11 protein-coding genes and 1 tRNA gene are annotated in these 12,561 nt (G+C 69.2%); 5 read left to right on the top strand and 7 right to left on the bottom strand.

The window, feature by feature from the left end; genetic code table 11:
* Positions 1-124: 124 nt before the first annotated feature.
* Positions 125-214 (bottom strand) — tRNA-Ser (locus ACFFGH_RS22255).
* A 166-nt stretch (positions 215-380) separates the two neighbouring features.
* Here ACFFGH_RS22255 and radA point away from each other — a divergent pair.
* Positions 381-1,736: a DNA repair protein RadA gene (radA, locus tag ACFFGH_RS22250; RefSeq protein WP_386672413.1), complete on the top strand. Its 1,356-nt coding sequence runs from the start codon at positions 381-383 to the stop codon at positions 1,734-1,736.
* Here radA and ACFFGH_RS22245 read toward each other — a convergent pair.
* The 4 genes from ACFFGH_RS22245 to ACFFGH_RS22230 form a co-directional block, all read right to left on the bottom strand.
* Positions 1,733-2,140 (bottom strand): SseB family protein, encoded by a 408-nt coding sequence (locus tag ACFFGH_RS22245; protein ID WP_386672411.1) that lies wholly within the window; start codon positions 2,138-2,140, stop codon positions 1,733-1,735. The genes radA and ACFFGH_RS22245 overlap by 4 nt on opposite strands.
* A gap of 103 nt (positions 2,141-2,243) precedes the next feature.
* Positions 2,244-2,903 carry a hypothetical protein gene (locus tag ACFFGH_RS22240; protein WP_386672409.1) on the bottom strand — a complete coding sequence of 220 codons (660 nt, stop codon included), beginning with the start codon at positions 2,901-2,903 and terminating at the stop codon, positions 2,244-2,246.
* Positions 2,904-2,978: 75 nt separating this feature from the next.
* Entirely contained in the window at positions 2,979-3,482 is a 504-nt protein-coding gene (locus ACFFGH_RS22235) for an amino-acid N-acetyltransferase (protein WP_386672407.1), read from the bottom strand.
* A 189-nt stretch (positions 3,483-3,671) separates the two neighbouring features.
* On the bottom strand, positions 3,672-6,152 hold the full coding sequence (locus ACFFGH_RS22230; RefSeq protein WP_386672405.1) for an ATP-dependent Clp protease ATP-binding subunit: 2,481 nt from the start codon (positions 6,150-6,152) through the stop codon (positions 3,672-3,674).
* 242 nt (positions 6,153-6,394) lie between these two features.
* Between ACFFGH_RS22230 and ACFFGH_RS22225 the strand changes: the two genes are divergently transcribed.
* A complete protein-coding gene (locus tag ACFFGH_RS22225) occupies positions 6,395-7,078 on the top strand; it encodes a hypothetical protein (protein WP_386672404.1) in 684 nt (227 codons plus the stop codon).
* A gap of 26 nt (positions 7,079-7,104) precedes the next feature.
* A complete protein-coding gene (locus tag ACFFGH_RS22220) occupies positions 7,105-8,061 on the top strand; it encodes a pirin family protein (protein ID WP_386672402.1) in 957 nt (318 codons plus the stop codon).
* A 24-nt stretch (positions 8,062-8,085) separates the two neighbouring features.
* Here ACFFGH_RS22220 and ACFFGH_RS22215 read toward each other — a convergent pair whose 3' ends face one another.
* On the bottom strand, positions 8,086-8,724 hold the full coding sequence (locus tag ACFFGH_RS22215; RefSeq protein WP_386672400.1) for a hypothetical protein: 639 nt from the start codon (positions 8,722-8,724) through the stop codon (positions 8,086-8,088).
* A gap of 169 nt (positions 8,725-8,893) precedes the next feature.
* Here ACFFGH_RS22215 and ACFFGH_RS22210 point away from each other — a divergent pair, with 169 nt between their 5' ends.
* On the top strand, positions 8,894-10,960 hold the full coding sequence (locus ACFFGH_RS22210; RefSeq protein WP_386672398.1) for a sensor histidine kinase: 2,067 nt from the start codon (positions 8,894-8,896) through the stop codon (positions 10,958-10,960).
* Positions 10,953-11,603, top strand: a complete 651-nt coding sequence (locus tag ACFFGH_RS22205; RefSeq protein ID WP_386672396.1) for a response regulator transcription factor — start codon at positions 10,953-10,955, stop codon at positions 11,601-11,603. Before ACFFGH_RS22210 ends, ACFFGH_RS22205 begins: the two co-directional genes overlap by 8 nt.
* Here ACFFGH_RS22205 and ACFFGH_RS22200 read toward each other — a convergent pair.
* Entirely contained in the window at positions 11,600-12,433 is an 834-nt protein-coding gene (locus ACFFGH_RS22200) for a neutral zinc metallopeptidase (RefSeq protein ID WP_386672394.1), read from the bottom strand. The genes ACFFGH_RS22205 and ACFFGH_RS22200 overlap by 4 nt on opposite strands.
* Between the last annotated feature and the right edge of the window lie 128 nt (positions 12,434-12,561).

Here is a 12,561-nt window from a genome sequence, read left to right as displayed (position 1 = left end):
CGCCACCGGAGAACTACTCCGCGAACTGGAACTCGACCCGAACCGCGATTACCAACCCCAGAAAACGAAGAAACTCCCAAACCACTGAGGGTTCGGGCGTTTCCTATGTCCTGAGACAGGACAATGGCGGTGGCGGTGGGATTTGAACCCACGGTGGGCGTTAACCCACACAACTTTTCGAGAGTTGCACCTTCGGCCGCTCGGACACGCCACCGCGGAAAAGCCTAATGCATGAGCGGCGCGCGCCTGCACGGTTGGGCTCCGCCTGGGTTCTTCGACGAGCTCAGGGACCGACCGTCCCCTGTCCAGTGTCCGCCGGGTTCTGCACACTCCGGGACCGGACACAAGCGGCGTCGGGGGCGGCACGTAGGGTGGCTCGCATGGCCCGCACCGCGTCGAACTACCGCTGCTCGGACTGCGGCTGGACGACGCTGAAGTGGGTGGGACGCTGCGGTGACTGCCAGGCGTGGGGCACCGTCGGCGAGGCAGCCGCTCCCCCGGCGGTGCGGGTGGCGCCGCTGCAGCTCGCGGCCGGATCCGCGGCTCGCCCGATCACCGATGTGAACACCCAGCCGAGCCCACGCTGGCCGAGCGGCATCAAGGAGTTCGACCGGGTGCTCGGCGGCGGCATCGTGCCGGGCGCCGCGATCCTACTCTCCGGCGAGCCGGGCGTCGGCAAGTCGACGCTGCTGCTCGAGGTCGCATCGCGCGCCGCCGCGGCGGGCGCGAAGGTGCTCTACGTCAGCGCGGAGGAGTCGGTGAGCCAGGTGCGCCTGCGCGCGGAGCGGACCGGCGCGCTGCATCCGTCGCTGTATCTGGCGTCCGAGACGGATCTGGCCACCATCCTCGGGCAGATCGACGAGGTGGGTCCGAGTCTCGTGATCGTCGACTCCGTGCAGACGGTGTCTTCCGGGCTCACCGAGGGGCTCGCCGGCGGACCCGCGCAGGTGCGGGAGGTCGCGGCGACCCTGATCCGGGTGGCGAAGGACAAGGCGCTGCCGGTGCTGCTCGTCGGCCACGTCACGAAGGACGGCAACATCGCGGGCCCCCGCCTCCTCGAACACCTCGTGGATGTGGTGTGTCAGTTCGAGGGCGACCGGGCCACCGCACTGCGATTCGTGCGGGCGCTGAAGAACCGGTTCGGGCCGACGGACGAGGTGGGCTGCTTCGAGATGACCGGCGACGGCATTGCGGAGGTTCCGGACCCGAGCGGCCTGTTCATGTCGCGCGGCGACACTCCGGTGAGCGGCACGTGCGTGACCATCGCTATGGAGGGCCGCCGCGCGCTGCCGGTCGAAGTGCAGGCGCTCATCGTGTCGAGCGGTGCACCGCAGCCCCGGCGGGTGGTCAACGGCGTGGACTCGTCGCGGGTCGCGATGCTGCTCGCGGTGCTGGAGAAGCGGGCGAGGGTGAAGTTCTCCGACTGCGACGTCTACGTGTCGACGGTGGGCGGCATCCGTGTGACGGAGCCCGGCGCGGACCTCGCCATCGCACTGGCGCTCATGAGCGCCAGCCGCGATATCGCGTTCCCCGGCACCCTCGCCGCCGTGGGGGAGATCAGCCTCGCCGGGGAGATCCGGCCGGCGACCTCGGGCAAGCAGCGGGCGGCGGAGGCGGGACGGCTGGGGTTCACCACCCTGGTCGACAGCGGATCCAAGCTGCTCGGGCATGCGGTTTCACGTGCGTTCGCCGAGGCGGGCAAGGGCACGCACGACGCGTCCATCCCGGATTTCTAACTGCTCGGGCGCTCGAGCTTCAGAGCGCGGATGACCTCTGCCGGCTCGGCCTGCATCGCCTCCGGACCCGCCAGGTCGAAGATGACCGCCTCGATGACGCCCTGATTCTGCTCCAGGAAGTCGAGCAACGCCGGTCCGTCGTACATGACGACCCGCTGATTCGTCTCGGTCGGCACCATCTTCACGTAGTTCTCCGCCGACGAGAACAGCAGCAGCATGTACTTGTCCGCGTCGTCGCGGCGGAAGACGCGCACCTGATCCGGGCCCGGCACATCGAGCAGCGGCACGACCACCTTGCCGTTGCGGAGCGCGAGCGCCACCTCGGCGGTGTCCTGCTTCGCGAGCGCCGCGGCGAGCATCGGCGCTGAGTAGTTGCGGTCGTCGGCGGAGATCGGTCGGGCCATGCTTCGAGGCTAACGAACGGCGTGGGGGCGATCGAACGGGTGACCCGGAGGGTCCATTCACTTCGGCAAGCTCGGTACGAGCGACGGGCTCAGGGACCGGGCGTCAGAGCAGGACGAAGCGGTTCTGCTCGGACTGGAGGTCGCCGACGAAGACCTGGAGCACGTAGGTCGCCCCGCCGCCGATGACGGCCGGGCGCTCCCCATCGCACGTGTTCGGGTCGCTGCGCTCACGGCTCCATTCGAACGGTGTCGGCGAGACCGACTGCTCCGGTTTGAGCACGATCTCCGATGGCTGCGGGTTCTGCAGGCAGTGCGAGCTCGACCAGATCAGGTCCGAGCCGCTGGTGATCCGGTACTCCTGCACATCCGTGCCCGCCTCGAGAACACATGGGGTGGCGCCCGTGTTCGTCACCTTGAGGGAGAGCTGCGGCAGCTCCCCCGCAGCGTAGTTGTCCTTGTCCATGACGGCCTCGAGCGTCACGGATGCGGCGCTGCACGCGGCTGGGGAACCGTCGGCGGGTTGCTCCTCCTCGGCGTCCGTGTCCGGCTCGGCGGTCTCGCCGGCGTCCGGTTCGGCCGACTGGCTCGGGGCCGGAGAACTCGCGGGCGGGTCGGACGGCGGCGTCGCGCCGCCCTGGCCTGGGCGGATGACGATGAGGACGATGGCGACGATCACCGCGAGGAGCCCGAGCCCCACGACGATGCGGCGTCGCCAGTAGACCTTCGGCGGCAACGGGCCGACCGGCGTTCGGGAGGTCGACATGCGGCCAGGGTAACCGCCACGGTGGCTGTGGCCTGGGATGCGCGCCGCGATTCCGGCGGCCTCACCTCTCCTCGGTCAGATCACCTTCAGCATCCGGGTGTTGCCGAGCGTGTTGGGCTTCACCCGGGCGAGGTCGAGGAACTCCGCGATGCCTTCGTCATGCGAGCGGGCGAGCTCTGCGTAGACCTCCGGCTCGACCACCTTCTCGCCGATCGGCAGGAAGCCTCGTGCGCCGAAGAACTTCGTCTCGAAGGTGAGGCAGAACAGCCGCGTCAGCCCGAGCTCGCGTGCGTCGGCCTCGATCCGCTCGAGCAGCGCCGCGCCGACCCCGCGCTTCAGCCATTCGGGCGCCACCGCGAGGGTGCGCACCTCGCCGAGGTCCTCCCACAGCACGTGCAGCGCGCCGCATCCGATCAGCTCGCCGTTCTCCGCCTCCGCGACCCGGAACTCCTGCACGTCTTCATAGAGCACCACGAGGTCTTTGCCGAGCAGGATGCGCTGCTGCACGAGCGGTTCGATCAGCTTCTGGATGCCGCCGACGTCGGTCGTGCGCGCCCGTCGCACTGTGTACCCGCTCACGCGCACCCCGGTCCTGCCGAAAACGAAGGAGATCTTGCCGATCCGGCCGCCGATGGGGCCGTGAGAAGCCTATCCGCCCCGAATCTCCGTCGTTTTCGGAACGGACGGATGCTCGACTTCCGCATCCCGGGAATGCCGAAGGGGCGGCGGGTTCCCCCACCGCCCCTCCGAGCGCTTCCCTGGAAAGGACTACGCCTCGATGCCGATCGGCTCCTGCGGCGCCGCGAAGCCGGCGCGCTTCGTCGTGGTGAACACGAACTCGCCGTCCTGGTAGTCGACCGCGATGTGGTCGCCCGCGGTCAGCTGAGCGTGCAGGATCTGCTCGCTGAGCCGGTCCTCGATCTCGTGCTGCACCGCGCGCCGCAGCGGGCGGGCGCCGAGAGCCGGGTCCCAGCCCAGCTTGATCAGCTGGCGCTTCGACTCGTCGGAGAGCTCGATCGTCATGTCGCGGTCCAGCAGGCGCTCGGAGAGCCGCTTGATGAACAGGTCCACGATCTGCAGCAGCTCGTCCTGGTTCAGCTGGGGGAAGACGATGGTCTCGTCGACACGGTTCAGGAACTCGGGCTTGAAGTGCTTCTTCAGCTCCTCCACGACCTTGCCGCGCATCGCACGGTAGCTCGTCTCGGTGTTGCCCTCGATCGTGAAGCCGACCGGGCCGCCGGTGATGTCCTTCGTGCCCAGGTTGGTCGTCATGATGATGACCGTGTTCTTGAAGTCGACCACGCGACCCTGACCGTCTGTCAGACGTCCCTCCTCCAGGATCTGGAGCAGCGAGTTGAAGATGTCGGGGTGCGCCTTCTCGATCTCGTCGAACAGCACCACGCTGAACGGCTTCCGGCGCACCTTCTCGGTGAGCTGGCCGCCCTCCTCGAAGCCGACGAACCCGGGAGGGGCACCGAACAGCCGCGACACGGTGTGCTTCTCGCCGTACTCGCTCATGTCGAGCGAGATCAGCGCGCCCTCGTCGTCGAACAGGAACTCGGCGAGCGCCTTGGCCAGCTCCGTCTTGCCGACGCCGGTGGGACCGGCGAAGATGAACGAGCCGGAGGGGCGCTTCGGGTCCTTGAGGCCAGCGCGCGTGCGGCGGATGGTCTTGGCGAGCACCGAGATGGCCTCTTCCTGACCGATGACGCGCTGGTGCAGCGACTTCTCCATGAAGATGAGGCGGCTGGACTCCTCCTCGGTGAGCTTGAACACCGGGATGCCCGTCGCGTTCGCCAGCACCTCGGCGATGACACCCTCGTCGACGGTGCCGTTCGCGGCCACGTCGCCCGAGCGCCACTGCTTCTCGAGGCGCAGCCGCTCGCCGAGGAGCTTCTTCTCCTCGTCGCGCAGGCTCGCGGCCTTCTCGAAGTCCTGGTCCTCGATGGCGGCTTCCTTCTGGGCGCGCACGCCGGCGATCCGCTCGTCGAACTCACGCAGCTCCGGCGGGGCGGACAGGATCGACAGACGCAGGCGGGCGCCGGCCTCGTCGATCAGGTCGATCGCCTTGTCGGGCAGGAACCGGTCCTGCACGTAGCGGTCGGCGAGGTTCGCCGCGGCGACGATCGCGCCGTCGGTGATCGACACCTTGTGGAACGCCTCGTACTTGTCGCGGAGGCCCTTCAGGATGTTGATCGCGTGCGGCAGCGACGGCTCGTTGACCTGCACCGGCTGGAACCGCCGCTCGAGCGCGGCGTCCTTCTCGAAGTGCTTGCGGTACTCATCGAGCGTGGTGGCGCCGATGGTCTGCAGCTCACCGCGGGCGAGCAGCGGCTTCAGAATGCTGGCCGCGTCGATCGCACCCTCGGCGGCACCCGCGCCGACGAGGGTGTGGATCTCGTCGATGAAGGTGATGATGTCGCCGCGGGTGCGGATCTCCTTGGTTACCTTCTTCAGGCGCTCCTCGAAGTCACCGCGGTAGCGGCTGCCGGCGATGAGGGAGCCGAGGTCGAGCGTGTAGAGCTGCTTGTCCTTCAGCGTCTCCGGCACATCCCCGCGCACGATCGCCTGGGCGAGGCCCTCGACGACAGCGGTCTTGCCGACGCCGGGCTCACCGATCAGCACCGGGTTGTTCTTCGAGCGGCGGGAGAGGATCTGCATGACCCGCTCCATCTCCTTCTCGCGCCCGATGACCGGGTCGAGCTTGCCCTCGCGGGCGGCCTGCGTGAGATTGCGGCCGAACTGGTCGAGGATCTGGCTGCCCTTGTCGGCCGCCTGCTCGCTGGTGCCGACGGCGACCTGCTCCTTGCCCTGGTACCCGGAGAGCAGCTGGATCACCTGCTGACGCACCCGGTTGAGGTCGGCGCCGAGCTTCACGAGCACCTGGGCTGCGACGCCCTCGCCCTCGCGGATCAGGCCGAGCAGGATGTGCTCCGTGCCGATGTAGTTGTGGCCGAGCTGCAGCGCCTCGCGCAGCGACAGCTCGAGCACCTTCTTGGCGCGGGGGGTGAACGGGATGTGGCCGGTCGGCTGCTGCTGCCCCTGGCCGATGATGTCCTGAACCTGCTCGCGCACGGCGTCGAGCGAGATGTTCAGCGACTCGAGCGCCTTCGCTGCCACGCCCTCACCCTCGTGGATGAGACCGAGCAGGATGTGCTCCGTGCCGATGTAGTTGTGGTTGAGCATCTTGGCCTCTTCCTGGGCCAGGACGACAACGCGACGGGCGCGGTCCGTGAATCTCTCGAACATCTCTATCTCCTCCGGTGCCGATGCAGGTTGGCGGCTCCGATACAAAGAGAGTAACGACGGGGCTCCGCGAAAACTCCCCTGTTCGCTGGGGGCGTGACGTGTCTGAGAACGCCCGGGGAACGGCGGAGGTGCGCGTGGGATGGTCGCAGTTGCAGTGCTGGATGAACGCCCGGTGAAGGCGGATCACCGCAGTTCAGCAGGGCGACGACGCCCGCCCATAGGCTGGCCCCGAAGGAGGCCCGATGACCGACACCCCGCGTGAGGACCCGGACGCCGAGCGGACGGCAGGCGCAGAACCGCCGACCGAGCCGATCTCCAGCGAGGAAGCGCCGACCAAGATCCTGCCGACGGCGGAGGGCACAGGCGACGGTCGGCCGAACTCCGCGGCCGACGCGCCGACAGAGCTCATCGCCCCCGCCGGGGCGGGCGGGGCGGCCGGCGCAGCGGCGGCGGGGGAACCGGACGTCGTCGCGAGTCATGTCCCCGTCTACAGCGGCGCACCCACCCAGCCGATCGCCCCGGCAGGCTCTGCCGCCGTGGGCGGGGCGGGCGCCACCGAGACCGTCGACCGAAGGCGCCGCGCCTGGCCATGGGTGCTCGGGCTCCTTGCCGCACTCGCGCTCATCGGCGGCCTGGTGGCCGCGCTGCTGCTCACCCAGAACGGCCCGGTCGCCGCGCCGACGGAGAGCCCGACACGCGAGACGTCGCCCAGTCCGACGCCGACCGAGGACGAGGAGGAACCGGTCGAGCCGGCGCCCGAGGAGCCGGCTCCGGAGGAGCCCCCGGCTGAAGAGCCGCCCGCCGAGGAACCCCCCGCCGAGGAGCCCCCGGCTGAAGAACCGCCCGCCGAGGAGCCCCCTGCGGAGGAGCCGCCTGCCGAGGAACCGCCCGCGGAAGAGCCACCAGCCGACGACCAGCAGCAATAGGGCCCGATCGGGCGGAGAATCGTCCTGTGAGCACATTCGGCATCGACTTGGACGCGGTGCTCGTCGGCACGCCGCCGGCCGCGGAGTTCATGGTGCTGCAGCCTCGGGAGGTGCCGCTCGGCGGCCCCCGCGCCCTGCCGGTTCGGCGCACGCTGCCGCAGAAGGCGCGGAGCCTGATCGGCGCGTGGTGCTTCCTCGACTCGTACGGTCCGGAGACGAAGCCGATGGTCGTGCCGCCGCATCCGCACACCGGGCTGTCGACGGTGAGTTGGCTGTTCTCCGGCGAGATCGAGCACCGCGACAGCACCGGAGCGCACCCACTGGTACGGCCGGGTGAGATGAACCTGATGACCGCGGGCCGCGGCATCCAGCACTCCGAAGTGTCGACCGATGCCACACAGGTGCTGCACGGTGCGCAGCTGTGGCTCGCGTTGCCGGCCGAGAAGCTCGGCATCGACCCGTTCTTCGAGCACTACGTGCCGGAGCCGTTCGAAATCGGCGGCGCGAGCGTCCGGGTGTTCCTCGGCGAGCTGTTCGGGGCCCGAAGCACAGCCACGACGTTCAGCCCGCTGGTCGGCGCGCAGCTCGACCTCCTTGCCGGCGCGACCCTCGACATCCCCGTGCAGCGCTCATTCGAGCATGGGGTGCTGGTCGACACCGGGAAGGTCCGCGTTCATGGCAACGACCTACCCGAAGCGCATCTCGGCTACCTGCCGCCCGGCCGCGACACCATCCGGATCGAGGCAGACGCGTCGTCACGGCTGCTGCTGATCGGCGGGCTGCCGCTCGGTGAGCAGATCGTCATGTGGTGGAACTTCATCGGCCGCAGCCACGACGAGATCGTCGAGGCGCGGCGGCGATGGAACGAGGAGATCGCGACGCCCGCACTGGGCGAGCGCCGCTTCGGCCGAATCCCTGACGACCCGCTGCCGCCACTGCCGGCGCCGGAGATGCCGCACGTGCGGCTCCGGCCGCGCGGCTGACCGAGTGCCGCGCGGCCGGAGGGCTCACCCCGCCGTCTCGGTGCGGGCGCGGCGCGCTCCGGTGAGATCCGGCCGCAGGAGCAGGGTGACGGCGAGCAGCGTCTGCACCAGGAACAGGTAGCCCGAGTACAGCGGCCACGCGACATCGTCGCCGAGCAGCACCGTCGCCGGCATCAACACGATCGGCCAGGAGTGCGCAAGCAGGGGGAGGTAGCGCAGCGGCGGCCGCCACTCACCGCTTCGGACGACGCCGACGCCCACCACGACCATCGCCGCCATGAGCAGGAACCAGGTGGCGTTGGCGACCGTCAACGTGGTTGCGCTGGGGGTGAGGTTGTCCACCGCTTCGGCGGTGGCACCGGCGACCGCGGTAATCGCCGCGACGACGACGAGCGCCCGCCAGGCGGGATGTGAGCCGACCGCGTTCGTCCGCCAGACGATGATCAGCTGCAGCGCAACGGATACCTGGAAGCCGATTGCGGCGATCGCGCCGTAGCCTCGTGCTTCCGGCCACGGCCAGAGCGGCAGCACCATTGTCGCGGCGAACAGCAGCATCGCGGCGAGACTGAACGCACCGGTCAGCCGCACGAACGCCGGCGGCACCACGAACGGGGCGGCGGCGGCCGCAGACCGGTCGCGACGGATGGGAGAGGAGGTGTGCATGGTGCGCTCCTTGAAGAAGGTGTCGCCGGGATCTCCGGCGATCCCACGATCGCGTTTGCTCAGCCCGGGCGCCCAGGGGCTGTGCTCATCGGCCCGGCGGGAGCATTCCCGGGTCGATCGGGACGATCGCCCAGAGACAGCGGGACGCGTTCCTGCCAGCATGTTGAACGTGAACGCGAGCAGCAGACGGTCTGGCGCAGCGCAGCTGTCCGCCGGCGCGGTGCTCGCGACCACGCTGCTGCTGACTGCGACGGCGATCGTGCTAGACGTCGTGCTGCTCACCTCCGGCCTCCGGGCGTCAGTCTCGGCGGGATGGACAGCCGCGATCCCCGGTCTTGTGCTGGCGATGACGGGCGCCCTGCTGTTGCGCCGCGCGCAGGAGCATTCCGTCGCCTTCATCCTGCTCGGCTTCGGCTTCGCGGGTGCCCTCGTGGGGGCATCGGCAGCATGGGTGAACCGCGTGGCTGCGCTCGGCATCGAGTCGCCGCTGACCGAGCCGGCCTACTACCTGAACCAGCGCTTCGGCTTCGTCACGGTGTTCGCCCTGCCCGTCGTGTTCCTCTTCTTTCCCGACGGCCGCCTGCCGGCGCGCGGGCCGTGTCGGTGGCTGGGGTTCACCGCGCTCGGAATCTTCGCGTTTGCCGTCGCCGCGTACGCGGCGGCGCCGTGGCACCGGCTGCGGAGCCTGTTCGGCCAGCCCGATTCCCGGATCCGGACGTGGGACAGCGCGTACTGGGGGGTCCAGCTTCCCCCCGGCTTCTGGACTGCCATCCTCTACACGCTGCCGGTGCTCGCCACCCTCGGTGTGCTCCTGAGCATCCTCGTGCTCGCGTCGCGCCGCATCGGCGCTGATCTCACCCGCCGTCGGCAGCTCCGCTGGATCGTGTGGGGCGCGGCGCTGTTTCTGGCTGTGCTGCTCGGAAACTATTCGGTCGTCCCGTACCACGCGGCGCAGCTCCTGAACATCGCCGCGACGGTCGCGGTGTGCGTGGCGATCCTGTTCGCGGTGAACCGCTACCGGTTGGCGAGCATCGACCAGGTCTTCAGCTGGACGGTGGTGTACGCACTGCTGCTCGGCAGCATCGTCACCGTCGACGTGCTGCTGCTCGCCGCGGTCGGGCACCTCATCGGCGAGCAGACACTGGCCATCGCCTCGGTCGTGCTCGTCTTCCTCGCCTACGCGCCGCTGCGCGAGCGAGTGCTCGGCCTCGCGAACCGGCTCGTCAATGGCCGCCGCGGCGACCCGTACGGCGTCATGTCATCGCTCGCGCGGCGGCTCGAGGACTCCGACGAGGCCGACGACCAGCTGCGGCACATCGCCCGCTCGGTGGCGAGCGCGTTCGCATCCCCCTACGTCGCCGTGACGATCGACCAGCCCGGCGGTGAGCGGCTGACCGCGGTGCAGGGATCGCGCCCGGAAGACCCACTCGTCATGCCGCTGAGCTACCGAGGAGAGCGGATCGGGGCGCTCGAGATGGCACCCGGGCGACGCAGGACGATGAGCCACCGCGACGAACGGCTGCTCGCCGACCTGGTGCGTCAGGCGGTGGCCGCGGTGCGGGCCACCACCGCGAGCCGGGAGCTGCAGTCCATTCGAGAGCGCCTCGTGCGCGCCCGGGAGGACGAACGGCACCGCCTCCGCCGCGAGCTGCACGACGGCCTCGGCCCCGCCCTCGCGGGTGTCACGATGCGGGTGGACGCGGCGAAGAACCTCACGCACACCCGCCCGGACGATGCAAACGCCGTGCTGGAGACGGTCGCCGAGGATGTCGCGGGGGCGGTTGCGGAGATCCGCCGGGTGGTGCACGACCTGCGCCCGCCGGCGCTCGACGACCTCGGACTCGTGCGGGCGCTGGAGCTGCAGTGCGAGCGGTTCAGCAGCACCGGTGGGCCGCGTGTCACATTCAATGCGGATATTCCGCCGCTGCTGCCCGCGTTCGATGTGGCCGTCTACCGCATCGTCGGCGAGGCGCTGACGAACGTCCACCGCCACTCGGGAGCATCCCGGGTTCGCGTCTCGCTCGCTGTACGAGACGGCGCCCTCGTCGTCGAGGTCGACGATGACGGAATCGGTATCCCCGCGGACGCGGTGAGCGGCGTCGGTCTCCGCTCGATGCGAGAGCGGGTGGAGGAGCTCGGCGGCACGCTGGCGGTGCTTGACCGCCCGGAAGGCGGCACCACCGTGCGGGCGGAACTGCCGCTCGCCGAACGGCAGGAGGAGGCAACCCGTGTCTGACGTCATCCGCACCGTGCTGGTGGACGACCACCCCGTCTATCGCGACGGGCTGAGCGTGCTGCTGTCGTCCATCGACGGCGTCGAGGTGATCGGCACCGCGAGCGACGGGGCTGAGTCGCTGGAGGTCGTCGCCCGGCTGAAGCCGGATGTGGTGGTGATGGACATCCAGATGCCGGTGATGGACGGCGTCGAGGCCACCCGCCGGATCGTGGCGCAGCATCCGCAGATCGGCATCGTGGTGCTGACGATGTCGGAGGACGACGAGACGGTGTTCGACGCCATGCGGGCCGGGGCCCGCGGCTACCTCTTGAAAGGCGCGCGTCAGGATGACATCTCCCGGGCGATCCGCGCCGTTGCCGGCGGCGACGCGATCTTCGGCCCGAGCATCGCGGCGCGGATCGGCGAGTTCTTCGTCGGCACGATCTCGAAGGACTCGGCGCTGCCGTTCCCGCAGCTCACACCCCGCGAGCGGGAGATTCTGGAGATGGTCGCCGTGGGCCGGTCGAACCAGCAGATCGCGAGCTCGCTCTACCTCTCACCGAAGACGGTGCGAAACAATCTCTCGAACATCTTCGGCAAGTTGCACGTCGCCGGTCGCACCGAGGCGGTCATCGCCGCCCGGGACGCCGGCCTCGGCGCCTAATCGGTCTGCAGGTAGCCGTCACAGACGGTGGGTGCGCCGCCAGCCAGGCCGGCCAGGAACGCGTCGGCGCGCTGGGCCGGCGTCCCATGATGGTCGTGCGCCCAGACTTCGTAGTCTCCGAAGTCCATGGTGGTCTGTATCGCCTCCCCGATGTCGCCGGGATCGAGGATCCGCCGGTCGGATGCCGACCGGGCCCAGACGCCGGACCAGCAGTCGGCGTGCAACTCCTCTGTGTGAACGGGGTAGCGTCGCGCTCTGCCGTTGGCCGAGGTGCCGATGAGGCCGAGCTCCGCCTGCAGGTTGTGGGCGTATTCGTGGGCGACGACGTACGCCACCGAGAAGTCGCCAGGTCGGTACCGATCGATGTGATCGTCGTTCACCTCGACCTCACCTCTGCCGATGAGGTCAGCGATCGCCTGAGAGATGACGATCCCGTCGTCGATGGCGCAGTACTGGGCGGTGGCGTCGTTGGAGAGGCCCGTCCCGTCTCGTGTGCATTCAACGGTGATCGGCACCTGTTCTCCGGGCGCAGGAAACCGGAATGCGACATCCGGGATGGGATAGCCGTACGCCGACCACTGTTTCGACCAGTACCTGTGCACATCGTTGAGCACCGACACCAGGAATTCATGCATCGGCGAGTCACCCGTTCCTCGGGTCGCGAAGTACGAGCTTTCCTCAGCCGAGATTGTCGTATCCGGGAGCGCGCCTACGCGGGGTCTGTCGGCCGCCGCATGCCAGCCGAAGCCCGCGAACGTTGACGGGGTGCCTGCCAGGAGGAAGCCGGTGAGCAGTGCCACCGTGATACCGGTTCGACGTGCAGCTTTCATACGGTGCTCCCTTCTCAGGAAGCGTCAAGGTCGCATTCTTCATCGCTGCGTGGGGTCAAGCTGTGTCGCTGAGTACATCGATGAGGCCACGGTAGAGCGCCCACGATGGTGATACATGGGACTGATCG

The sequence above is a fragment of the Lysobacter korlensis genome (assembly GCF_042434515.1).
This window is presented reverse-complemented; position numbering and strand designations above follow the sequence as displayed.

Bases quoted from the DNA above. Each gene is read 5' to 3' on its own strand.
- ACFFGH_RS22215 (WP_386672400.1), bottom strand. From the start codon at position 8,724: ATGCACACCTCCTCTCCCATCCGTCGCGACCGGTCTGCGGCCGCCGCC.
- ACFFGH_RS22245 (WP_386672411.1), bottom strand. From the start codon at position 2,140: ATGGCCCGACCGATCTCCGCCGACGACCGCAACTACTCAGCGCCGATG.
- ACFFGH_RS22240 (WP_386672409.1), bottom strand. From the start codon at position 2,903: ATGTCGACCTCCCGAACGCCGGTCGGCCCGTTGCCGCCGAAGGTCTAC.
- ACFFGH_RS22230 (WP_386672405.1), bottom strand. From the start codon at position 6,152: ATGTTCGAGAGATTCACGGACCGCGCCCGTCGCGTTGTCGTCCTGGCC.
- ACFFGH_RS22200 (WP_386672394.1), bottom strand. From the start codon at position 12,433: ATGAAAGCTGCACGTCGAACCGGTATCACGGTGGCACTGCTCACCGGC.
- radA (WP_386672413.1), top strand. From the start codon at position 381: ATGGCCCGCACCGCGTCGAACTACCGCTGCTCGGACTGCGGCTGGACG.
- ACFFGH_RS22225 (WP_386672404.1), top strand. From the start codon at position 6,395: ATGACCGACACCCCGCGTGAGGACCCGGACGCCGAGCGGACGGCAGGC.